A 23,677-nucleotide genomic window follows, 5' to 3' on the forward strand; every position below is an offset into this window, starting at 1 on the left:
TATTTGAGGAGGTATTTATGAAAAAGAAATATCAAGTGTTAGGTCTGATTATTTTAATGATATGTTCTATTGTATATGATTTTCAAAAACCAGATGTTCAAAAAGAAGAGATGATTTCTTTGTCTTATGTTATTTTAGAAGGGGAATTTTTAAAAACAGGAAAGTATGAATTTGAAGGTGAAAAAACAATTCAGGATATTATTGATGAGGTTGGTGTTTCTGAGCAAGCTAATTTAAACTCTGTAAAGGGTGATAAGATTGTTGAAGATGAAAGTCGTTTATATATACCACCCCAACAAGAGCATGCGATTTCTTTAAATAATGCTTGCCAAGAGGAACTTATGAGTTTGCAGGGAGTAGGCGAAAAAACAGCGTTAAAAATTATTGATTATCGTCAACAACATCCTTTTGAAACAATTGAGGATATTATGAATATCAGTGGAATTGGAGAAAAAACATATTTAAGGCTTAGGGAATATCTATGCTTATAAGATATCATTGTTTCTATTATGCATTAGGACTTCTATGTCTGACATTGGGAAAAGTTCTTCATCCACTTTTTTATTTGTTATTAGGGGTTTATGCTATTTTTGTTTATCGACGATTATCTTTATATCATTTATGTTTGATGATACTTTTATGTATCATTTTTTATTTACAGCCACATTATATTTTACAATTACCTTCAGTGATTGAAGGTGAAGTCGTCAAAGCAAGTGAAAAATATTGTTATTTGAAAACAGATATAGGAACCGTTAAGCTTTATCATCAGGAAGCTATTGAATATGGTGATGTGATTAAAGCAAAAGTTGAACCACTAGAACTTTATGAAAATACAAATGATTATGCTTTCTGTGAAAAAGATTATCTTTATGGACAAAAGATTTTTCATAAAGCTTATTTACAGACATTACTCAAGCAACAGCATCATCCTACATTTTATCACTGGCTGGAACAGCGTTTATCAGACCATCAGGATATAAATGATTATCAGAAATTATTTATTTTGGGTGAAAGAAATGAAAGCATTCATGATGATTATCAGGTTTTGACAGATTTATCTTTAGTCCATATGTTTGCTTTATCAGGTATGCATATTCATATTTTGTATGCTCTTATTAAAAATGTTCTTAGTTTATTTTTACCACGTTCTTTGTCTCGATTGATAACCTATTTATTGATTGGTTTTTATATTTTTTCTATCCCAATGCTTGTGTCTTTATATCGTGCTTTTTTTGTTTTATTGTTGTATGATTTATTGAAAAAGTGGCTGAATAAATTAGATGTTTTTGCTATTTTGATTATGGCATCTTTATTTTATAATCCTTATATCATTTTTAATATTTCTTTTGTTTTTTCTTATTTTGTTTATTTTATTGTTTTATTGACACAACATATGCGTTATTCTTCATTTTGGATTTATTTATCTTCTTTACCTATTATTCTCACACTTAATGCTCAAATTCCACTGATTGCTTTTTTTGTTAGTGATATTTTGAATCTTTTTATTGAATATTTTTATAGTTTATGTATTTTTTCAATTATTTTTCCTGCTTTAGAAATTATTTTAAAATATTATGTAAGTGTTTTTCAAAGTACTTTATCTTTTTTAGAAACAATCAATCATTTTATTGTTTTTTCAAAACCTACATTAGCATGGCTTGTCTTGTTTTATTTCTTTTATTTTCGACTTTTATTACGTCAGGAGCTCCAGCGTCGTTATCGCCATGATATATGTGCTTTAGTTTCATTAATGCTGGTGTTAAATGTATGGAGTCAATATAAGATTTATGGAGAAGTGACTATGATTGATGTTGGACAAGGAGATTGTACTTTGATTCGTTTACCAATGAATCAGGGGCATATTTTAATTGATACTGGAGGTCATCAGGAATATGATTTGGCTACACAAACAATTATTCCCTATTTAAAGTCAGTTGGAATTTCACATTTAGATTATGTTTATATTTCTCATGATGATTTTGATCATTGTGGAGCATTAGATTCTTTGCTGGAACATTTTTCAGTTGGACAAGTGATTGATAGTTTTGAAGAGAGTCGACAAATTGGATGTGCTCATATTCAAATGTTAAAAAGTAACAAAATTTATAGTGATTCAAATGACCAGTCTTTACTCATGTATGTGACTTTACCAGCTATGAATATCCTGTTTATGGGGGATGCTTCTGTTGCTGTTGAAAAGGATGTTGAAAAACAGCTTCAAGACTTAGATGTTGATGTTCTTAAAGTATCTCATCATGGAAGTGCAACGGCTACATCAGCCACTTTTTTATCACAAATTCATCCTGAAATTGCAATGATTGGTGTCAAGAAGGATAATATGTATCATCATCCATCATTAGAAGTGATTGAACGATTGCAAAGAAAAGGAATCACAATTTTACGTACTGATCAAGATGGGATGTTTCATATTCGATTTTATGGAAAAGAGCGTTACATTTTAAGGTGATTCATGTATAATGATAGGCGTGGGGTGATTCTATGAATTTTGTTATTTATGGTGAAGATAAATTATTAATGGAACAAAGATTGAAGACATTAAAGAAAAAATATCATATTCAGGAAGATGATATGAATATTGTGACATATTGGTGTCAGGACACACCGTTATCATCTATCATAGAAGATGCTTTAACACCACCTTTTTTAAGTGAGTATAAAATGATTGTTGTGAAAAACCCCGTTTTTTTGACAACGCAAAAACAAAAAATAGCAAGTGATGAAGATATTCAAAAATTTATGGATTATTTAAAACTAGACAATCCTACTACAGTTCTTGTCATCTATCATGATCAAAGAAATTTTGATGAAAGAAAAAAAGTTGTTAAAGAGTTGCGTAAAAATGCTCATTTTTATGATATTGAAAAAATGGATGAACATCAATTATATAAAGCCACACATCAGGCTATTAAAAGTCGTGGCTGTGAGATTGATGAAGAAGCTTTAAGGTTGTTTTTATCGCGTATGCCAAATAATTTATTAGAAATTTCTCAGGAAGTTCAAAAACTTTGTTTATATACAAAGCATATTACAACACAGACAGTTGATTTGTTAGTGAGTAAACAGATTGAAGAAAATGTGTTTGAATTAACTCAAGCTATTTTAAATAAGGAAACAGCGAGAAGTTTTCGTATCTATAAAGATCTTATTATGAATAATGAAGAACCAGTGAAATTGATTGTTTTGATTGGAAATGCTATGCGTTTATTATATCAGGTGAAATTGTTGGATAGAAAAGGCTATAATGATAAAGAGATAGCCCAAATGTTATCTATTAAATCTGGCCGTTTGTGGTATATTAGACGAGATAGTCGAAATTTTGATTTGAAAGAATTATTGGTTTGTATTGATGAATTATCACAACTTGATATTGCGATAAAAACAGGAAAAATTGATAAATACAAGGGTTTAGAACTCTTTTTAATGCGAATGGGAGGAAATGGAAAATGGAATCAATGAGAGAATTATTTAAAATTGGTGTTGGACCCTCTTCATCACATACGATGGGTCCTCAAAGGGCAGCCTTAAAAATAAGTGAAATGTATCCTGAAGCCACACATTTTCATGTTGATTTACACGGTTCATTGGCTTTAACAGGGAAGGGACATTTAACTGATTATATAATTGAAAAGACTTTTGCGCCAAAACCTGTTCAATTTTCTTTTAAAAGTGAAGAATTACCTTTTCATCCTAATGGCATGATTGTTCATGTTTATAAGGATGATGTAGAAATGAAAACGGTAGAAGTTTATTCTATTGGTGGTGGTTCCATCCTATTTAAAGGAGATTTGGCTCAAGATCCAGTTCAGGTATATCAACAAAATACAATGAAAGAAATACTTGACTATGTAGATGTTCATGGTATTTCTTTATATGATTATGTTTTAGAAAATGAAGGTGAAGATTTTGATCATTTTCTTTCTGATATATTGGAAGCTATGTTTGAAAGTGTTGAAAATGGTTTGAAAAAAGAAGGAGTCATTCAAGGAAAGCTAAAATTAAAAAGAGTAGCAAAATCAATGTTTCAACAGGCGCAAAATACGCGACGTGAAGCTGATCGTGAAAGACTATTTATTTCTAGTTATGCTTATGCTGTGTCAGAAGAAAATGCTGATGGTGGACAGATTGTGACAGCACCAACATGTGGGGCGAGTGGTATTATGCCAGCTATTCTTTATTATTGTTATAAGCAATTACATATTGAAAAGAAAGATTTGATTAAAGCTTTAGCTATTGGCGGTTTATTTGGTAATGTTGTTAAAACAAATGGTACAATTTCTGGTGCTGATGGTGGTTGTCAGGCAGAAGTAGGAACGGCCTGTGCAATGGCGGCTGCTACAATGGCTTGGATATATGAACTTAATAATTCGTTAATAGAGTATGCTGCTGAAATGGGATTAGAACACAATCTAGGATTGACTTGTGATCCTGTAGGTGGTTATGTTCAAATTCCATGTATTGAGCGTAATGGATATGGATCATTACGTGCATTAGATGCAGCAATGTTAGCTAAACAGTTAGGTTATTTAAGAAAAAACAAAGTGTCTTTTGATACTATTGTCAAAGTCATGAAAGAAACGGGTAAAGATTTATCTAGTGATTATAAAGAAACCTCTCTAGGTGGATTGGCGAAAGAATTTGGTTTATCATGAGTGCTTTATATGTTCATGTTCCATTCTGTCAGCATATTTGTAGCTACTGTGATTTTTGTAAAGTCTTTTATGATGAAAAATGGTCCTGGGATTATTTAAAAGCTTTATCTTTTGAAATAAAAGATAAAGCTTTATCAACATCTTATGATAGTATCTATATTGGTGGTGGAACACCAACTGCTCTTACTTATCAGCAGCTTCAATACTTATTTGAATTATTAAAACCTTTTTCCAAACAAGTTCAAGAATATAGTATCGAAGTCAATCCAGAAACAATGGATCAAGAAAAATTAGAGCTTTGTTTTCAAAATGGTGTCAATCGTTTAAGCATTGGTGTCCAGACCTTTCGTGATGATTTATTAAAAAAGATTGGTAGAGTTCATACCTCTAAACAAGTTTTAGAACTCATAAAAGATGCTCAAACAATAGGCTTTCAAGATATTAATATTGACTTGATGTATGGTTTACCAGATCAGACATTAGAAGATGTTCAAGCAGATATTCAACAATTATGTCAATTAGACATAGGACATGTTTCCTATTATGCGTTGATTTTAGAGGATCATACAATCTTGAAAAATATGAATTATCAGCCTTTAGATGATGAAGAAGATGCCAAGTGGTATCATTTTATACGTCAGGAATTAAAAAAATATGGTTTCCATCAATATGAAGTGAGTAATTATTATCGTTATAAACCATCGTTACATAATCTTGTATATTGGCATTATCAGGATTATGAGGGGATTGGTCTTTCTGCACATTCGTTAAAAAAACATCATCGTTATGAAAATACAAAATCTTTGACACGTTATTTGAATCATCATTATTTAGAAAATGATATTCCATTGTCTATGGAGGATTACTTGTTTGAAAAAATCATGATGGGTTTACGTTTGAATGAAGGGATTTCTCTTGAGGAAATGAATAGATTATTTGATATTGATTTTCAAGTGAAATATCAAGATGTCATTACTAAATATCAAAATATGAATTTTTTAGAAATAACGAATGGATATTTAAAAACAACATCTTTAGGGATGGATTATCTCAATAATATTTTAATAGATTTTTTAGAAGATGAACAGGGATGACCTGTTTTTCATTCTTTTTTAGCACAAAAGTGTTGACAGTGCTAAAAAGATGAGTATAATGTAATTAGCACAAGAGGAAAAGGAGTGCTAAAGGAGGCTATGATATGCTGACAGCTAGGCAATTATTGATTTTAAAATGTATTGTTGAAGAATTTGTGGAAACGGCTGAGCCAGTAGGATCAAAAACCTTAATGACGAAATATCAGCTTCCTTATTCGAGTGCAACAATTAGAAATGAAATGTCGTTTCTAGAAGAACACGGTTACTTAGAGAAGACGCATACGTCTTCAGGGCGTGTCCCATCAACAAAAGGATATCGTTTTTATGTCGATACCTTGATGCAACCTAGTGTAGATGACGAGGTGAAAAATCAGGTTTCAACAATTTTGGGAGATCGACATCGCTCTTTAAATGAAATTATTAAAGAGAGTTGCCAAATTTTAAGTCAATTGACTCATTTGACAACAGTCGCATTAGGACCAAATGCAATTTATGAACATTTACAGAATATTACACTTGTTCCTTTATCTGAACATACTGTGACAGCCATTATCGTCACAGATAAAGGACATGTTGAAAATCGAAACTTCAATATTAAAAATAATGCTTATATGGAAGATTTAACGAGTTGTGTCAATGTCATGAATGAATTGCTTGATGGAACACCAATGAATCAAGTCGTTTATCATTTAGAAAGAGATGTCAAACCTATATTAAGTGCTCGTATTAAAGAACATGAAGTTCTATTCAATGCTTTCTTGGAAGCATTTATGAAGTTTGCGAATAACAATGTTTATTTTTCTGGAAAAGAGAATATGTTATATCAGCCAGAATATAACGATGTGAATAAATTACGTCGTTTAGTAACTGCATTTGAAAATTCACAATCTTGGAAAAGTTTGGAACCGATTGCTTTGGAAGATGGTGTAACGGTCAGAATTGGAAGTGATTCACCAATAAAGGATTTAAATGATGTTTCGGTGATTTCAGCTTCGTTTAAAACAGGGAATGAGTCTAAAGGATCTATTTCAGTCATTGGGCCAACGCGTATGCCTTATGAGAAAGTCGTTTCTTTAGTTGAGTATATTTCAAAGAGCTTAGAAGAAGTTCTTGTAAGTCAAAATGATGAAGATGATGAATAGAGGTGAAACAATGGCAAAGGAAAAGGAAACTGAAAAAGAAGAAGTGACAGAAGAAGTTGTAGATGAACAAACAAATGAAAATGAAGAAAAGCAAGATGAGAATACAACAGAAAGCTTAGAAAAGCAAATGAAAAAATTGGAAGAAGAAGTCAATACATGGAAAACGGATTATTATAAAGTTTTTGCAGATATGGAAAACTTAAAAAGACGTTTAGAAAAAGAACATCAAAATTCATTAAAATTTATGATGCAGTCATTTATTGAAGAATTGCTTCCAGTAGTGGATAATTTTGAACGTTCGTTGAATGTGCAAAATCCAAGTGAAGAAGTTCAAACTTTCTTGAAAGGTTATCAGATGATCTTTGATCAGTTGATGAACATTTTAAAGAAAAATGGTGTAGAAGTGATTGAAGCTCAAGGTAAAGAATTTGATCCAAATCTACATCAGGCAGTAATGACAACACAAGATGAAAATTTTGATCACAATGTTGTTGTAGAAGAACTTCAAAAAGGTTACAAATTGAAAGATCGCGTTATTCGTGCATCTTTAGTCAAAGTCAATGAATAAATTTTAGGAGGATGATCATTATGGGTAATAAAATTATTGGTATTGATTTAGGAACAACAAACTCATGTGTAAGTGTGATGGAAAATGGTGAAGCAAAAGTTATTGCAAATCCTGAAGGATTAAGAACAACTCCATCTGTTGTTGCTTTCAAAAATGGAGAAATTATTGTTGGTGAAGCTGCTAAACGTCAAGCAGTTACAAACAAAGAAACTGTTATGTCAATTAAAAGACATATGGGTACAAACTATAAAGAACATGTTAATGGTAAAGATTATACACCTCAAGAAATTTCAGCTATGATTTTACAAAACTTAAAAGCAACTGCTGAATCTTATTTAGGTGAATCAGTTAATCGTGCTGTTATTACAGTACCTGCATATTTCAATGATGCTCAACGTCAGGCAACAAAAGATGCTGGTAAAATTGCTGGATTAGAAGTTGAACGTATTATCAACGAACCAACTGCAGCAGCATTAGCATTTGGTGTTGATAAATTAGATAAAGAACAAAAAGTTTTAGTTTATGACTTAGGTGGAGGAACATTTGACGTTTCTATCCTTGATTTAGCTGATGGTATGTTTGAAGTTTTAGCTACTGCTGGTGATAACCATTTAGGTGGAGATGACTTTGACCAAGCTATCATGAACTGGATTGTTGCTGAATTCAAAAAAGAACAAGGTGTTGACTTAAGCAACGATAAAATGGCTATGCAACGTGTAAAAGAAGCTGCAGAAAAAGCGAAAAAAGATGTTTCTGGTATGATGCAAACTCAAATTTCATTACCATTCATTTCGGCTGGTCCTGCTGGTCCATTACATCTTGAATTAACACTAACAAGAGCTAAATTTGATGAATTAACACATGATTTAGTTATGCGTACAGAAGGACCTGTAAGACAAGCATTAAGTGATGCAGGTATGTCTCCAAGTGATATTGATCAAGTTTTATTAGTTGGTGGTTCTACACGTATTATTGCAGTTCAAGAATCAGTAAAGAGATTACTTGGAAAAGAACCTAACAAATCAGTAAACCCTGATGAAGTTGTTTCTATGGGTGCTGCAATCCAAGGTGGAGTTATTGCTGGAGATGTTAAAGACATTGTCTTACTAGATGTAACACCATTATCATTAGGTATTGAAACAATGGGTGGAGTTATGACTGTCTTAATTGAAAGAAATACAACTATCCCAACAACTAAATCACAAATCTTCTCTACTGCTGCTGATAATCAACCTGCTGTTGATATCAACGTATTACAAGGTGAAAGAACAATGGCTAAAGATAATAAACAATTAGGTTTATTTAAATTAGATGGTATTGAACCTGCACCTAGAGGAGTACCTCAAATTGAAGTGACTTTCAGCATTGATGTTAACGGTATTGTTAATGTTAAAGCAAAAGATATGAAAACACAAAAAGAACAATCTATCACTATTCAAAACTCAACTGGTTTAAGTGATGAAGAAATTGATAGAATGGTTAAAGAAGCTGAAGCAAATAAAGCTGATGACGAAAAGAAACGTAAAGATATTGAAACAAGAAATAAAGCTGAACAAATGATTAATGAAATCGATAAAGCTTTAGCTGAACAAGGTGATAAGATTGATGATAATCAAAAAGCTCAAGCTACTGCTTTAAGAGATGAATTAAAGAAAGCATTAGATGCTAACGATATGGCTACACTTGAAGCAAAAATGAGTGAATTAGAACAAGTTGCTCAACAAATGGCAGCATATCAATATCAACAATCACAACAAGGAGCTAATCCAACAGGTGATGCTTCAAATACAGCAACTCAAGATGATGATGTTGTTGATGCAGATTTTACAGAAAAAAATTAAAATAAAGCCAAGGCTTTGCCTTGGTTTTATCTAGTCAAGAGGTGAGATTATGGCTGAAAAAAGAGATTATTATGAAGTGCTAGGTATATCAAAGAGTGCCAGTGCTGATGAAATAAAAAGAGCATATCGTAAAATGGCTAAAAAATATCACCCTGATGTCAATAAGGAACCTGGAGCAGAAGAAAAGTTTAAAGAAGTTCAGGAAGCCTATGATGTTTTATCTGATGACAATAAAAAAGCTGCCTACGATCGTTATGGTCATGCTGCATTTGATCAAGCTGGTGGATTCGGTGGAGGAGCCGGAGGCTTTGGCGGATTTGGTGGCTTTGAAGATGTTGACTTAGGAGATATTTTTGGTTCATTCTTTGGTGGTGGAGGATCACGTCAAAGAAAAAGTGGACCTATGCGTGGTGAAGACCGCTTTGTTCAATTAGAAATTGATTTTATGGATGCTATTAAAGGTAAGAAGGCAGAAATTAAAATCAATTATGATGAACAATGTTCACATTGTCATGGAACTGGTGCGAAAACACCTAACGATTATCAGACATGTTCTAGATGTGGTGGAACAGGTACGATTCGTACACAACAACGTTCGCCTTTTGGAACATTTGTAAATCAGACAACATGTCCTGATTGCCATGGTACAGGTAAAGTGGTTAAAGAAAAATGTCCTCACTGTCATGGTAATGGATATGTCAATAAAAATATAACAGTTGAATTAAATATACCAGCTGGTATTAATACACACCAACAGTTACGTGTTCAAGGTAAAGGACGTCGTGGTACAAATGGTGGACCTAATGGTGATTTATATGTTGAAATCTATGTCAAACCACATCAACACTTCCAACGTGATGGTAGAAACATTTATATTTCTATTCCAATTTCAGCAGTTGATGCCACTCTAGGTTGTGAAGTAGATGTCCCAACAGTTTATGGTGATGTGACATTAAAAGTTCCAGAAGGAACACAACCAGGTACAACATTACGTTTAAAGGGTAAAGGTGTGAAGGATTTACGTAGTGATAATTATGGAGATCAATTTGTTAAAATTGATGTTAAGATTCCTACAAAATTATCTCGTGAAGAAAAAGATCTTTATCATAAGTTAAAAAAAGCCGCAAAAAAAGAATCAATCTTTGATCAATTCAAAAAAGGTTTTAGAAGATAGCATGAATTTGTTATCTTCTTTTTTCATATGATAGGGTATAATGATTGAATAAAAGGGCATAAAAAAAGCATCCAGGAAGGATGCAATCTTTATCATTAAGCACTTTTTCTAAGAGTTCTTAATTCTCTTGCTGAAATTTTTACTTTTTTTGGTTTACCATTGACTAAAATAGTAGCTTTTTGTAAGTTAACATTCCATTTTCTCTTAGTTGCATTTAATGCATGAGAACGAGAATTACCAGACATAGGTCCTTTTCCGCTCACTTCACATTTTCTAGCCATTATATTCACCATCCTTTACAAAGTGTCATTCACATACCTAAGTATAATATCATTAATAAAAAGAAAATGCAAATACTTTTTTATATAAACATAAAAAATATTTTGTATTTGAACGTAAATATAATATATGAAAAATATGAATATTTCAATATTTTTTTAAATTTTATTTACAAGATAATATAAGTGGGTTATAATGCGTATGCATTGTTATGAAATAATTGTCAACAATTTAAAAATAAGATATAATATAGTTAACTATTTATGAATTTATGATAAGAACGGAGGAATAGTTATGATAACAAAAACAACTGATTTAGGAGATATTCATCTTTCATTAGATGTCGTTGCTAGCATTACTGGGGGTGCTGCAACTGAATGCTATGGAGTTGTTGGAATGGCAAGCCAAAAGATTATGAAAGATGGTTTTTATGATCTTTTAGGTAAAGATAATTATGCTAAAGGGATTGTCGTAGAAGATGGGGAAACAGGAATCATTTTAAATGTCTATATTATCGTTGGATATGGTGTCAAAATTTCTGAGGTTGTTTATGAAGTTCAAAAGAAAGTGAAATATGTTTTAGAAACAACTTTAGATATTGATATTGAAGCAGTGAATGTTTTTGTACAAAGCATTCGTGTAACAGATTAGTGGAGGGTTAACATGAGAATCATTGATGGTAAACAGTTTAAAGAGATGGTTATAACAGGTGCGACTGTTTTGCATAATAATCATCCAGAAATTGATGCACTAAATGTTTTTCCTGTGCCTGATGGAGATACAGGTACAAATATGTCTTTAACATTTAGTTCTGGGGCAGATGAGATTGAAAAGTTAGATTCTAACGATATATATGAAATTTCAAAAAAATTATCTAAAGGTTTATTGATGGGAGCAAGGGGAAACTCTGGTGTTATTTTATCACAGATCTTTAGAGGTATTTCTATGGCTTTTGAGGGAAAATCTCAAGTGGATGCTGTAGAATTAGCACAAGCTTTACAAAATGGAGCAAAAGTAGCTTATAAAGCTGTTATGCGTCCTGTTGAAGGTACAATTTTAACTGTCATAAGAGAATCAAGTGAAGCTGTTGTAAAATATGCAAAACCGGGTATGGAAATCGAAGATGTTTTTTCTTACTTTGTAAAAGAAGCTGAAGAATCATTGGAAAGAACACCAGAACTTTTACCTGTATTAAAAGAAGTTGGTGTTGTTGATAGTGGTGGTGCTGGTCTCTTATTGATTTTAACAGGGTTTATGGCTGCTTTAGCTGGTGAAGAAATTGAACGTGTAGATATTAATAACGATAATGCAAAAGAAGCACTTGTTGATGTTGAATCTGATAGTGAAGATGCATATGGTTATTGTACAGAATTTATTTTTAGATTGGATCCAGCAAAAATAAAAGTTTTTAAAGAAGAAAATTTACGTAATGAACTAGAAAGATTGCCTGGTAATAGTATTGTTGTTGTTCAGGATGAAGATATAGTGAAAGTTCATGTGCATACATTAAAACCAGGAAATGCTTTAAATGTGGCACAAAGATATGGTGAGTTTATTAAATTAAAGATTGAAAATATGCAAGAACAGCATAATTCTATTTTAGAAGCTAATAGTACACCTGCTGCTAATGCAAAAGCTACATTAACAGCACCAAAGAAAGAACCTAAGGATGTGTCTATTATTAGTGTGGCTGCTGGTGACGGTATTAAAGATATGTTCTTAGAATTGCATTGTGATTATGTTGTCAGTGGTGGGCAAACGATGAATCCTTCTGCTGAAGATATTGTTCAAGCTATTCGTGATGTTAATGCAAAACATGTCATTATATTACCAAATAACTCAAACATTGTGATGACAGCACAACAGGCAGCTATTATTTTAGAAGATGAAGTAGATGTTCATGTGATTCCTTCTAAAACAATTCCACAAGGTTTATCAGCATGTATTATGTTTAATCCAGAAGTGTCTTTAGAAGACAATTTAAATGAAATGAATGAGGCTATTGCAAATGTGAAAACTGGACAAGTGACTTTTGCGATTAAAGATACAAATATTGATGGTGTGGATATTAAGGCTAATCAATATATGGCATTATGTGAAAAAGAGATTATTGCTTGTGTTCCAAATAAAGTAGAAGCTTTAAAAGAAACTTTAAATGGATTGGTTGATGAAGATTCAGAAATTATTACTTTAATTTATGGTGAAGATGTAACTGAAGACGAAGTTGAAGATATTGAAAGTTATGTTGAAGATCACTTTGAAGCTGAAATCGAATGTGTAAATGGAAAACAACCAGTATATTCATTTATTGTAGGTGTTGAATAGAATATTACGAAAGACAGGATAATATTTAAAAATATTTATTATAGAATACGGAAGGCTCGATTTTATCGAGCTTTTTTGCATCTTATGAAATAATAAAGAATATTGGGTTATTTTTTTAATGATTTTTGCACTTTTTTTATCTTGGCTTGCTTATCAAAACAAATTGTTTTTTCTGTAATGATAACAAATATTATTTTATTTTTGTTTTAGTAAGAGATCAATTTAATAAAAATGTTTTTACCACTACTTAAAATATTGATATAATGAATGACAAGAGATGATATTGAGGTGAATACGATGCTACAAATGACATTACTAAATGCTTTTTCTGAGTTTTTCTTCTTTATGCTTTATTATAAAACGACCAAAAAAGAGAAATCAAAGTTATTATTATTTATATTTGGTTTTGCTGTTAGCTGTTTTCATTCATTTATTTTATATCCTCTTTATTATCGTTATCATTTTGGACCTCTTTCTTTTAGTACAATTATCAGTATAACGCTTAATTGTTGTACAATCATTCTACTTGAAAGACAAAATATAAAAGAAATTATGATGAGAGTTACAGTCTTATATCTTTTCTTTCTTATGATATCATTTCCGATTGCTTTGATATTGGTATCACTCTGGCAATATGTTTGCATTATTTTCAATATTTCTCCACAAATCTTAAGTATTGGCAATACGTTATCAAATGCAGTAGGCTTTATTGTCTATTATTATCTAATGCTTTGGATCTATAAAAAGTTTGAATTAGAAAATGTTATGCAAAACATTCTCAAAAAATATAGAAAAACATGGAAAATGATATTTTTTGAAGTGGCTGTTTTCTTGTTGATATGCGGAATGGAAATTTCACAAAGCATTGAACTTAATACAGTAGCCATTAATATTTTAACGTATGTCTTTATGTATGTAGGTGTTATTTCTTTTACGAGAAGAGTAAGACTTCAACAGCTCCAAAAAGAAAGTGAAGAATTAAAAAACATGATTGTTGACCAGCAAAACATGTATATCAATGAATTAGAAGATATTCAAAAACAAATGCGTATTTTTCGACATGACTATCAAAATCAGATGTCATCACTATATTTATCAAGCCAAAAAGGAGATATAGAAAATGTAGAGAAATCACTGAAAACAATGATCAATGATTTTGATGAACATATTGGAAAGAAAATGAACATAACCAATCAGTTAGCTAATATTCAAATTCCAGAAGTGAAGAGTCTACTGATGAAGAAAATGACTGAGATGCAAAAATCAAACATTTCAGTAAAGTTAGAAGTATTATATCCATTTTCTAAAATAAATATGCCAGCATTTGATTTCATACGCTGTCTAGGAATTCTTATTGATAACGCAATGGAAGAAGTGAAAGAGAATAATGGTAAAATTCATCTTGTTTTTCTTGCGGCAACCAATGGTCAGCTGACAATGACAATCAGTAATACGATTTGTAGAGAAATTGACTGCGAAAAAATATTTCAAGAAGGATATTCTACAAAAGGAAATAATCGTGGTATGGGATTAAGCATACTTCAAGAAATCATGCATCAAAATGAAAATATGACGATGGAAACAAGAGTGGAAAATAATGAATTTATTCAGGAGATAACAATATGTTAGTAACTATTTTAGAAAATTTGATTTTAAATTTTCTTTTAGCATTTTTGATCCTCATCCTTTATCAAAAAATAAGATATACGCAAGTCAATTATCTGAAAGCATTCGGAGTAACACTATTATCCTGTGTTGTCTACACACCTCTGTTTGGTATACTGCAGATGCTTTTTCCTTCTCTCAATTCCTTTTTGAATAGTAATAGTGCTATTTATTATTTTTTTGCGAATGTATCTAATATTGTGGTTTTTGAGATTATGATTTATTTACTGCTTGATAGAAATCTAAAGTTATCTATATTCCTTTTTTCACTTTTATGGTCCTTATATCAGCTGATCATCTATACATTTAATAACATGACTTATTTGCTTTCCAATAATCAGCACATACTCTATTATCTGCTTGCTTATGTGAATTTGTTTTTAACATATATGATCATTGATTATCTAATCAAAAAAAGTCATATCCATACATATGTAAATATGCTGGAGGAACATCCTATATCGTATCCTAAAACTATCGGATTATCTATTGGATTTTTGTTAATTTTTCCAGCAATGCAGATGATCATTCAAAGAGAAGAACCAGGATTCATGGCAATAGAACAATTCATACTGACATTTGTTGTCATATTTTTCCTTGCTTTATTCTATTTCGTTATCCAAAGTGTTCAAGCAAAAGAACAGCAGAAATATTTGAGTATGATGTTACAGCAACAAAATCTTTATATTCAATCACTGGAATCGATTCAGCAGAACATGAGAGAGTTTAAACATGATTATCACAACATGATGGTTTCATTGTATTTGCAAAGCAAAGAAGGCAATGTACAAGAAATCGAACAAAGATTATCCCAAATGATGAATGATTTTGATGACTCCATAGGGGAAAAAATGAATCTTGTTACACAGTTGTCAAATATTAAGATAAGTGAAATCAAATCATTACTTATGGAAAAACTTACCATTATGCAAAAAAAGAAAATACCTGTTAAACTAGAGATATTATATGAAATCAAATCTATCAACATGAATGTTATGGATTATACACGTATTCTAGGTATTCTATTAGATAATAGTATTGAGGAAGTTGAGGCATATTATGGAGAGGTTGTTATTATTATGCTTCAGCAGGATTCAGGACTATATTTGCGTGTTGAAAATACCATTCATGAACACATTCATATTCATGAAATCAGTAAACCAGGGTATTCGACGAAAGGAAGTGCAAGAGGGATGGGACTTTCAAGTCTGGAAAATATGATCATAAAATATCCAAATATCATACACAATGTCATGTGTGAAAATGATAAGTTTATTCAAGAAATAACGATTTTAGGGAAGTAAAAAGGAGTAGTCCAAATGATAAAAATCTTTCTTTGTGATGATGAAGCTGCAATTTTAAATAGAATCAAAGAACTTATAGAAAAAGAAATTATCATTCATGCATATGATTTTTGTCTAGATGGTTCATTTGATAGTCCAATAGCATTATTAGAAAAAATGCGTACATGTAAAGATAGACGCAATATCTATTTTTTGGATGTAGAATTAAAACATCCAGAGTATGATGGATTTCTATTAGGAAAAGAGATTAGAAGCATAGATCCCAATGCGACAATTGTCTATATCACGAGCTTTAAGGATTTAGCTTATAAAACATTCCAGTATCATATAGAAGCATTTGATTATATTGTGAAAGATGAAGATAAGCTTAAGGATAGTATTTCAGAATGCTTGCAATCAATCACTTTGCGACTACAGGAAGAAAGAAAAGATCCGGTAGAGTGTTATACATTTCGCAGCGGTGATATGATTCGTCATATTCCTATTGATGATATTCTATTCTTTGAAACATCCTCCCGTTCTCATTTTGTGATTTTGCATGGTCTTCATCAGCGAATTGAGTTTATTGGCAATTTAAGTGATATTGAAAAGGAACTAGGAAAAAACTTTCTAAAAATTCATCGCTCTTATCTAATAGCAATCAACAAAATAGATCATATCGATCTTAAGAGGAATATTGTAAGAATTGGAAATAGCGAATGTGCTATATCCAGAAGAATGAAATCAGAACTATTGAAACGTGTGAATCAGTAGTTCTTTTTCATTTTAGGAAGTGAGACATACCGATTAGGAAAAATGAATCACAAACTTTCTCCATTCTGATATATTGCTCTTGTAAGGAGGGATTATCTATGGATAAAGAAGTGATTCGTTTAGATCATATTTCAAAACAATTTAATCAGACACCAGTTTTAAAGGATATCACTGCTAAACTGCATAAAGGTGAAATCCTAGGCTTTTTAGGACCAAGCGGTGCAGGAAAGACGACAACTATTAAGATCATCACTGGACAATTACATCAGACATCTGGAGAAGCTTATATTTTAGGAATCAATTCCAGACAAATAGATGAAACAATTTATGAGCAAATTGGAATTGTCACTGATACAAGTGGAATTTATGATTATGTGAGTGTTTATCAAAATATTGAAATGTTTGCGAAAATTTTAGGAGTTAAAAAAATAAATATAGAAGAGATTTTAAAGAAGGTTGATTTATGGGAGCATCGACAGAAACTGGCTAGCAAGTTATCTAAGGGGCAGGCACAGCGATTAATTCTCGCAAGAGCTATTTTGCATAATCCAAGAGTGTTATTTTTGGATGAACCAACTTCTGGTCTGGATCCATCAACAGCAATGGAAATTCATAAACTATTAAAACAGTTAAAAGAAGAGGGAATGGCAATCTTTTTAACGACTCATAACATGGAAGAAGCCACAAAACTATGTGATTATGTTGCATTACTGAATAATGGAACAATTGTAGAATATGGAACACCAGAAGAACTATGCTTGAAATATAATCAGCAAAAAAAATACAAAATTAAACTTAGAGATGGAAATAACTATCTCATGGAACAGAATCCTGAAAATTCGAATCAGATTTCAAAGTGGCTCATTCAAGAAGAAATAGAAACGATTCATTCATGTGAACCAACATTAGAAACTGTATTTTTAGAAGTGACAGGGAGGGAGTTATCATGAAAACAATTCATATCAACAAACTAGTAGCTATCATTCAAATGAAAACGAGAGCGTTTTTTAAGAAGAACTGTATCATTATGCCAATATTTGCGATTGGTTGTACCATAATGTATCGATTCTTGTTTCAGAATGTCGCAAATGATGGTGCATATAATGCGGTATTAAACGGTGAAGCACTAGCAATGGGACTTGTGACCAATATTGGAGGAAATGGAATTTATTGTTGTAGCTTATTATTAGCAGAAGAAAAGGAAAAGAAAACGCTAAGAGTTCTGATGACATCTTCTGTCAATGCATTGGAGTTCTTTCTAGGAAGTATTCTACCCGTTTTTTTCTTTACATCAGTGATTAACTTTCTTTTAGTACCTATCAGTGGAATGACTTTGACATTAACTCAATGGATCTGGTTTACGGTTATGACAATACTAGGAACACTGACAAGCTGTATCCTTGGTATGTTGTTAGGAATATTTGCAAAAGATCAAGTCAGTACATCAACAATAACGACACCATTCATATTAACATTAATGCTAGTGCCAATGTTTTCAACAATCATTGAAAGTTTCAAAACAGTTTCGCATTTCATATTTACGGGAGCGATTATGGAAATGATATCAAACATAGCATCTCATCAAACTCCATATGTAGAATTGAGTGGTATGATTGTTATGGTTATAGAAATCATTCTTGCAATTTTATTATTTATCTTCTTTTATAAGAAAAATGGGTATGAGAAAGACTAAAAGGCTGTGACGAGTCATGAGAATTGATACATTCTCACTCGTACAGCCTTTTGTCTGTTATTGATGAATAAAATTGATAACCATTTGTGCGGTTTCTAGTGCCTTTGTAGCAATCAAAGGATGATGACCATCTTCCCATATTTTATATTGAATAAGTGGATTGTTTTTTGCAATCTCATGAAATTCACTTTCTAAATCATTATTCAACATTTCATCAGTTTTACTTGCACTCATTAATAATGGAATCTTTATATCAGATATATGAGAAATAAATAAAGGAATATTTTTCTTTCCTAGGTTAATAAGTGTTTCTGTATCTTTATCGATGACTTCTTCCCAGTCATCTCCTTGACACCATTCATAAAAACCTCTTGACTGTTCATCTGATTTCGCAAATTCTCTTTCTTTTATAAGACCTTCTGCAAAACCAGATGGAAGTGTTCTGCCATCAAAACTATCTGCGATGACTTTATGAAATCGTTCAGGTGCTTCTAAAGCAGCATTAATGGCGGCATATGCACCACCGCTTGTTCCTAAAAGATTAATATTATCGATATTTAAATGATTTGCTAGGGCTATAATTTGATAACCTTGATCAATCCAAATATTTTCAGGAAATTTATCAATACGCTCAGATAGCCCATTTCCTAAAAAATCAATGAGAATGATCTGAAAATCATTTTTATATAGATCGAGAAGAAATGTGAACATCTTTGATGATGCAGTATTTCCATGAAGCAACATTAAAGGTATTCCTTTACCAATAACAGAATAATAGATATTTTTATCATAATATTGAAAATAGCTCATATTGTTAGCCTCCTATAAATTGAAAATTGTTTTATCGCAAGGCTAATATGATAGCCTTGCAGATTATTTGATTCTCATTTTGATCACCTTTCCTTTATATAGCTAATTGATTGATTTTATGTTGTAAAAGATCTAAGAATTCACAAGCTTCCATACCATCCATCTGTACATGGTGAAATTGAAAAGATATTTTGAGTTCTGTTATTTGTTTATTTTCTTTATATTTTCCCCATAGCATAAACGGATTATTAAATATACCACTATACATATTAATGATGCCATCAATATCATATTTGATTAAACTGGATGTTCCAATAATCATATGATCTTCGATTTCATAATCTTGGCAAGTTTCATGGACTTTCTTGGTTAATTGAAGATATGACTGATTAAACTCTTCTAAATTTGAAGAAAATGGAATATCACAAGTATTTATAGTGCCAGAGTTATTTGCAACAATGACATTTAATCCTATCTTGTCATACTGAAACATTTTTTGACCTATTGGTAATAAATAAAACTCTTTGATTTCACTTGCAGCTAATGCAATACAATAGCACATCAGCATGTTTAACTTATATCCGTCTTTTTTTAATTTCATTAAATGAGATATATCTAGTGTTTTGAATATTGTCACCATAGGCATTGGAGCATTGATATAGAGTTCAAAACTTTTAGCTCGATTGGTATCTTTAGGATTGATTTCTTGCATATTCCTACCTCCACTATATATTTTTATTATAACGCTATTTGAATAAAAAGTTAAATATTCATTGTTTTGATTGCTTTTTAAAGTGGTAACTATTATAATTATCATTTTTGAAATCAATCGTGTCATTTTATTATTTATCTTCTTTTGTTAGAAAAAATGAATATAAAAAGATTGAAAATGAGTATAAACTAAATTTTTTCATAAGCATATTGACATCCGTGTATAACAGTATTATACTGTACTTGTAAAAGTAATACAGTATAATATAAAAGGACGGTGATTGAATGGAAATATTTATAAATAATCATGCGAGCATTCCTATCTATGAACAGATTTCATCACAAATAAAAGCTTTAATCATGAGTGGAGAATTAAAAGCAGGTGAAGCACTTCCTTCTATTCGAGGACTTGCAAAATCATTGCATATTAGTGTTTTAACAGTACAGAAAGCATATGATGCTCTTCAAGCAGACGGTTTTATTGAAACAACCGCTGGAAAAGGATGTTTTGTATCTGCACAAAACCAGGATTTCTATTTAGAGGAACAACAAAAAAGGATCGAAGAGCATTTTACAGAAGCTATAGAAATAGCAAAAGTCAGTGGAATAAAACTTGATCAACTACAGTCTTTATTATCTTTGTTATATGAGGAGGATTAAGATTATGGAGAAATTAGCATTAAAACTTGATGATGTTACAAAACATTATAAAGACTTTACTTTAAATAATATTTCTTTTAGCGTTCCTGAGGGGAGCATAGTAGGATTGATTGGTGAAAATGGGGCAGGGAAAAGTACAACTATTAATTCTATATTAGGTTTGACTAAAAAAGATAGTGGAACAATAACAATGCTAGGAAATTCCAATATTGATGAAGTCTCTAAAGATGAAATCGGTGTTGTATTTGATGGAAACAATTATCCAGATGTCCTCAATCCAAAACAGCTTGGAAAAGTTTTTGCAAATATTTATAGTACATGGGATATGAACACATATGAAAAAATGCTAACAAAATTCAAATTGCCAATGAACAAAAAGATCAAGAATTTCTCTAAAGGAATGAAGATGAAATATTCCATTTCAGTAGCTTTTTCACATCATTCAAAACTATTGATTCTTGATGAAGCGACAAGTGGTTTAGATCCTATCATTAGAGATGAAATATTAGACATGCTTTTAGACTTTATTCAGGATGAGGAACATTCTGTTTTGGTTTCATCTCATATCACAAGTGATTTAGAAAAAATAGCTGATTATATTGTATTCATTCATGAAGGTAAGATCATTTTCTCAAAACCTAAAGATGAACTGTTAGAAAAATATGGCATTATTAAATGTGGTGCAGCTCAATTTGATGCATTGGATAAGGAAGAAATTATCGCATATAGAAAACAGGATTATGAATGGCAGGTATTGGTAGCTGACAGACAGAAAGCCGAAAAGAAATATCCAAAAGCAATGGTTATACCTGCTAATATTGATGAAATCATGCTGATGTATGTAAAGGGGGCGAACTAGATGAAAGGTTTATTATTAAAAGATTATTACATTATCAAAAGCAGTTTGCTTATCTTAGCGGTCGTATTTGTTGTTATTGGAGCAAGTCTATCTTATCTTTCAACACCATGGGTGTTAACCGTATTGGCAACAGTATTATTAGGAATGATTGTTACAACGACGATTACTTTAGATAAATCATCAGGATGGATCAAAACAGTCTTAACAACTCAGATTTCTAGAGGAGCATATGCTGACAGTAAATACATTTCTTATTTAGGATTAAGTTTAATTGGATTGGCATTTGGAATCATTTTTGGTTATATCGCTTCAACTGTCATTGGAAAAAGCAGTGATGGTGCAATGGTATTTGTATGTGTCAGCGTCGCTATGGCATTACTTGCGGGCGGAATCATTCTGCCATTCTATTTTCTTACTGATGAAACAAAAAGTATTCTAGGTTCAATTATCGCTTATCCTGTTTCTGCCGGAGTGTTTATTGGTTTATTCTTTCTTTTAGGAAATCACTTATCAACATATATAATCATTTTAGCTGTATCACTGGCTGCTTTTATTGTATCTTGGGTTCTAACGAAAAAGGTATTGTTAGTAAGAGATTTATAATGAGGGAAATCATATGAAACAGTATGAATATGTTGAATTAAAATATGAAGCTAAAGATGTATTGTTTCTCATGACTTCTGATTATAAGAAAATCATCAATGAATATGCAGAAAACGGGTATTCCTATGTAGGATACATCCCAAAGTTGATTGATGCAAAAGGATGCTTAAGAAAGATTGATTTGATATTTGAAAAAGCGAATTAGGCATTATTTAACTGTACCAAAAAAAGGTGCAGTTTTTTCAATGCCAGTTTTAATTTGATATTATATAGTTTATGTTGAAAATAAAAGAATCCTATACATTCTTAATAAAGGATTATATGTAATGTAATTATAGTTTTGAAAAATGAACGTAACTTAATTTATGATTTTTTATAATGACTATCTATTGTATTATGAGTATCTTTGCCATATTCTATAAATATGGAGGAGATAAAAATGCAAACAAAAAAAGAAGATATAGAACAGAGGATTATCGAAGTAGCAACAGATGAATTCATGAAAAAAGGATACGAGAACACTTCAATGAGAGTCATTGCATATAAAGCAAATACTAGCCTCGGAAATATATATCATTATTTTAAAAACAAGGAACTCTTATTACAAACAATTATTATGCCAACATTAGAAAATATTGAATATATGATGGATCAGCATATATTCAATAGTAAAGATAATATGCTAACGAAAGATGAAGCAATGGCGTATGCAGATCATCTGGATGAATTATTTGAACAAAGTGAGTTAAGATGTTTTCTTGATAAAAAGGTCGTTATAATTCTAAATTTAGAGAGTTCTTCTTTGTTGGAGAGAAAAGAAAAACTATTAAAAAAATTACAAGGACATATACAGCTACATTTTCATATGCAAGAAAATGGGCATTATTCAAAATTGATAATTGATATATTAGCGGATTGCTTAAGACACGTTCTAATAGAATATGAGGATATTGAACAAGCAAAGATAGAATTTATTAATGTATTCAAATTATTCTGTACAGGAATAATAGGTCAAATGAAGTGTTAAGAATCCAAAAGGAGCATAAGGTTATGGAAAAGAAGAGGATGATAAAAATCAGCAGATACTATTTAATGTTTATGCTAGTTGCATGTACTGGTGCAAGTATATGGCAATTATGTTTACCACAAATAGGAGAAGTATTTACAGATTGGGGCATGTCTGTTGGCTGGCAACGTGAAATTTCGTTATGGAATATAGCGATTATTGTTTCAATTGTAATTGCTTTAAGAAGCAATAATACAGAAATGATAAAAATATTAGTTATACAATCAGTAATACTCTGCTGGTTACTTGGAATCAATCATCTTATTTCGTTGTTAATGAATTTCACTTTTAAATATTTGATTCACATATTAGGAATATTTGAAGTAATGCTAGTAGGGGGTGTATGGGGAACATATATTTTGTTTAAATATTTCATTCAACAAAAAGGTATCTCAATTGAACATATGAATTAAAACTGTGCCTAGTAAAAGGTGCAGTTTTTTTGAAACATACTTGT

At 31.1% G+C, this 23,677-nt stretch carries 25 protein-coding genes; 22 read left to right on the top strand and 3 right to left on the bottom strand.

Features of this window, described 5'->3' with window-relative positions; genetic code table 11:
• Window positions 1-17 precede the first annotated feature (17 nt).
• The 9 genes from ACESR5_RS00295 to dnaJ all read left to right on the top strand — a co-directional run bounded on the left by ACESR5_RS00295 (window position 18) and on the right by dnaJ (window position 10,492).
• Window positions 18-491, top strand: coding sequence for a ComEA family DNA-binding protein (locus ACESR5_RS00295; RefSeq protein ID WP_373153716.1), 474 nt, complete (start codon window positions 18-20; stop codon window positions 489-491).
• Window positions 482-2,470: a DNA internalization-related competence protein ComEC/Rec2 gene (locus ACESR5_RS00300; RefSeq protein ID WP_373153717.1), complete on the top strand. Its 1,989-nt coding sequence runs from the start codon at window positions 482-484 to the stop codon at window positions 2,468-2,470. The genes ACESR5_RS00295 and ACESR5_RS00300 overlap by 10 nt, the downstream gene beginning before the upstream one ends.
• Before the next feature lie 32 nt (window positions 2,471-2,502).
• A complete protein-coding gene (holA, locus tag ACESR5_RS00305; protein WP_087242870.1) occupies window positions 2,503-3,480 on the top strand; it encodes a DNA polymerase III subunit delta in 978 nt (325 codons plus the stop codon).
• Window positions 3,468-4,673, top strand: coding sequence for an L-serine ammonia-lyase, iron-sulfur-dependent, subunit alpha (locus ACESR5_RS00310; protein WP_087297687.1), 1,206 nt, complete (start codon window positions 3,468-3,470; stop codon window positions 4,671-4,673). The genes holA and ACESR5_RS00310 overlap by 13 nt, the downstream gene beginning before the upstream one ends.
• The gene (gene hemW, locus ACESR5_RS00315; protein ID WP_373153718.1) at window positions 4,670-5,767 is read left to right on the top strand and encodes a radical SAM family heme chaperone HemW; all 1,098 of its coding nucleotides are present in this window, start codon (window positions 4,670-4,672) and stop codon (window positions 5,765-5,767) included. Before ACESR5_RS00310 ends, hemW begins: the two co-directional genes overlap by 4 nt.
• Window positions 5,768-5,871: 104 nt before the next feature.
• Window positions 5,872-6,909 carry a heat-inducible transcriptional repressor HrcA gene (gene hrcA, locus ACESR5_RS00320; protein WP_087242864.1) on the top strand — a complete coding sequence of 346 codons (1,038 nt, stop codon included), beginning with the start codon at window positions 5,872-5,874 and terminating at the stop codon, window positions 6,907-6,909.
• A 10-nt stretch (window positions 6,910-6,919) separates the two neighbouring features.
• The gene (gene grpE / locus ACESR5_RS00325) at window positions 6,920-7,477 is read left to right on the top strand and encodes a nucleotide exchange factor GrpE (protein ID WP_241146898.1); all 558 of its coding nucleotides are present in this window, start codon (window positions 6,920-6,922) and stop codon (window positions 7,475-7,477) included.
• Between the two features lie 20 nt (window positions 7,478-7,497).
• Window positions 7,498-9,318, top strand: a complete 1,821-nt coding sequence (gene dnaK, locus ACESR5_RS00330) for a molecular chaperone DnaK (RefSeq protein WP_087297685.1) — start codon at window positions 7,498-7,500, stop codon at window positions 9,316-9,318.
• Window positions 9,319-9,367: 49 nt separating this feature from the next.
• Window positions 9,368-10,492, top strand: coding sequence for a molecular chaperone DnaJ (gene dnaJ, locus ACESR5_RS00335; protein WP_087297684.1), 1,125 nt, complete (start codon window positions 9,368-9,370; stop codon window positions 10,490-10,492).
• Between the two features lie 95 nt (window positions 10,493-10,587).
• On the opposite strand, the gene rpmB is transcribed toward dnaJ, so the two are convergent.
• Complete coding sequence (rpmB, locus tag ACESR5_RS00340) at window positions 10,588-10,773, bottom strand: 50S ribosomal protein L28 (RefSeq protein ID WP_087242858.1); 186 nt, start codon at window positions 10,771-10,773, stop codon at window positions 10,588-10,590.
• Window positions 10,774-11,065: 292 nt separating this feature from the next.
• On the opposite strand from rpmB, the gene ACESR5_RS00345 reads away from it, so the two are divergent.
• From ACESR5_RS00345 to ACESR5_RS00375, 7 genes are all read left to right on the top strand, one after another.
• Complete coding sequence (locus ACESR5_RS00345; protein WP_087242856.1) at window positions 11,066-11,422, top strand: Asp23/Gls24 family envelope stress response protein; 357 nt, start codon at window positions 11,066-11,068, stop codon at window positions 11,420-11,422.
• Window positions 11,423-11,434: 12 nt separating this feature from the next.
• Window positions 11,435-13,096, top strand: a complete 1,662-nt coding sequence (locus ACESR5_RS00350) for a DAK2 domain-containing protein (protein WP_373153720.1) — start codon at window positions 11,435-11,437, stop codon at window positions 13,094-13,096.
• A gap of 297 nt (window positions 13,097-13,393) precedes the next feature.
• Window positions 13,394-14,725: a sensor histidine kinase gene (locus ACESR5_RS00355; protein ID WP_373153721.1), complete on the top strand. Its 1,332-nt coding sequence runs from the start codon at window positions 13,394-13,396 to the stop codon at window positions 14,723-14,725.
• Entirely contained in the window at window positions 14,719-16,065 is a 1,347-nt protein-coding gene (locus tag ACESR5_RS00360) for a GHKL domain-containing protein (RefSeq protein ID WP_373153723.1), read from the top strand. Before ACESR5_RS00355 ends, ACESR5_RS00360 begins: the two co-directional genes overlap by 7 nt.
• Before the next feature lie 15 nt (window positions 16,066-16,080).
• Window positions 16,081-16,818, top strand: coding sequence for a LytTR family DNA-binding domain-containing protein (locus ACESR5_RS00365; protein WP_289527053.1), 738 nt, complete (start codon window positions 16,081-16,083; stop codon window positions 16,816-16,818).
• A 98-nt stretch (window positions 16,819-16,916) separates the two neighbouring features.
• A complete protein-coding gene (locus ACESR5_RS00370; RefSeq protein ID WP_373153724.1) occupies window positions 16,917-17,768 on the top strand; it encodes an ABC transporter ATP-binding protein in 852 nt (283 codons plus the stop codon).
• Window positions 17,765-18,511 carry an ABC transporter permease gene (locus ACESR5_RS00375; protein WP_373153726.1) on the top strand — a complete coding sequence of 249 codons (747 nt, stop codon included), beginning with the start codon at window positions 17,765-17,767 and terminating at the stop codon, window positions 18,509-18,511. The genes ACESR5_RS00370 and ACESR5_RS00375 overlap by 4 nt, the downstream gene beginning before the upstream one ends.
• 57 nt (window positions 18,512-18,568) lie before the next feature.
• On the opposite strand, the gene ACESR5_RS00380 is transcribed toward ACESR5_RS00375, so the two are convergent.
• Window positions 18,569-19,321: an alpha/beta fold hydrolase gene (locus tag ACESR5_RS00380; protein WP_373153727.1), complete on the bottom strand. Its 753-nt coding sequence runs from the start codon at window positions 19,319-19,321 to the stop codon at window positions 18,569-18,571.
• 94 nt (window positions 19,322-19,415) lie between these two features.
• Window positions 19,416-20,033, bottom strand: coding sequence for a CatA-like O-acetyltransferase, family 2 (locus ACESR5_RS00385; protein WP_373153728.1), 618 nt, complete (start codon window positions 20,031-20,033; stop codon window positions 19,416-19,418).
• Between the two features lie 284 nt (window positions 20,034-20,317).
• On the opposite strand from ACESR5_RS00385, the gene ACESR5_RS00390 reads away from it, so the two are divergent.
• From ACESR5_RS00390 to ACESR5_RS00415, 6 genes are all read left to right on the top strand, one after another.
• Window positions 20,318-20,692, top strand: a complete 375-nt coding sequence (locus ACESR5_RS00390) for a GntR family transcriptional regulator (protein WP_373153729.1) — start codon at window positions 20,318-20,320, stop codon at window positions 20,690-20,692.
• Between the two features lie 4 nt (window positions 20,693-20,696).
• Window positions 20,697-21,551 (top strand): ABC transporter ATP-binding protein, encoded by an 855-nt coding sequence (locus tag ACESR5_RS00395; protein WP_373153731.1) that lies wholly within the window; start codon window positions 20,697-20,699, stop codon window positions 21,549-21,551.
• Window positions 21,552-22,154 carry an ABC-2 transporter permease gene (locus ACESR5_RS00400; protein WP_373153733.1) on the top strand — a complete coding sequence of 201 codons (603 nt, stop codon included), beginning with the start codon at window positions 21,552-21,554 and terminating at the stop codon, window positions 22,152-22,154. It abuts the gene before it with no gap.
• A 13-nt stretch (window positions 22,155-22,167) separates the two neighbouring features.
• On the top strand, window positions 22,168-22,359 hold the full coding sequence (locus ACESR5_RS00405; protein ID WP_087303717.1) for a DUF4177 domain-containing protein: 192 nt from the start codon (window positions 22,168-22,170) through the stop codon (window positions 22,357-22,359).
• A 234-nt stretch (window positions 22,360-22,593) separates the two neighbouring features.
• On the top strand, window positions 22,594-23,181 hold the full coding sequence (locus ACESR5_RS00410; RefSeq protein ID WP_373153735.1) for a TetR/AcrR family transcriptional regulator: 588 nt from the start codon (window positions 22,594-22,596) through the stop codon (window positions 23,179-23,181).
• Window positions 23,182-23,246: 65 nt separating this feature from the next.
• Entirely contained in the window at window positions 23,247-23,633 is a 387-nt protein-coding gene (locus ACESR5_RS00415; RefSeq protein ID WP_373153737.1) for a hypothetical protein, read from the top strand.
• Window positions 23,634-23,677 lie beyond the last annotated feature (44 nt).

The sequence above is a fragment of the Clostridium sp. AUH-JLR23 genome, assembly GCF_964238065.1.
Lineage (GTDB): Bacteria > Bacillota_I > Bacilli_A > Erysipelotrichales > Coprobacillaceae > Allocoprobacillus > Allocoprobacillus merdigallinarum.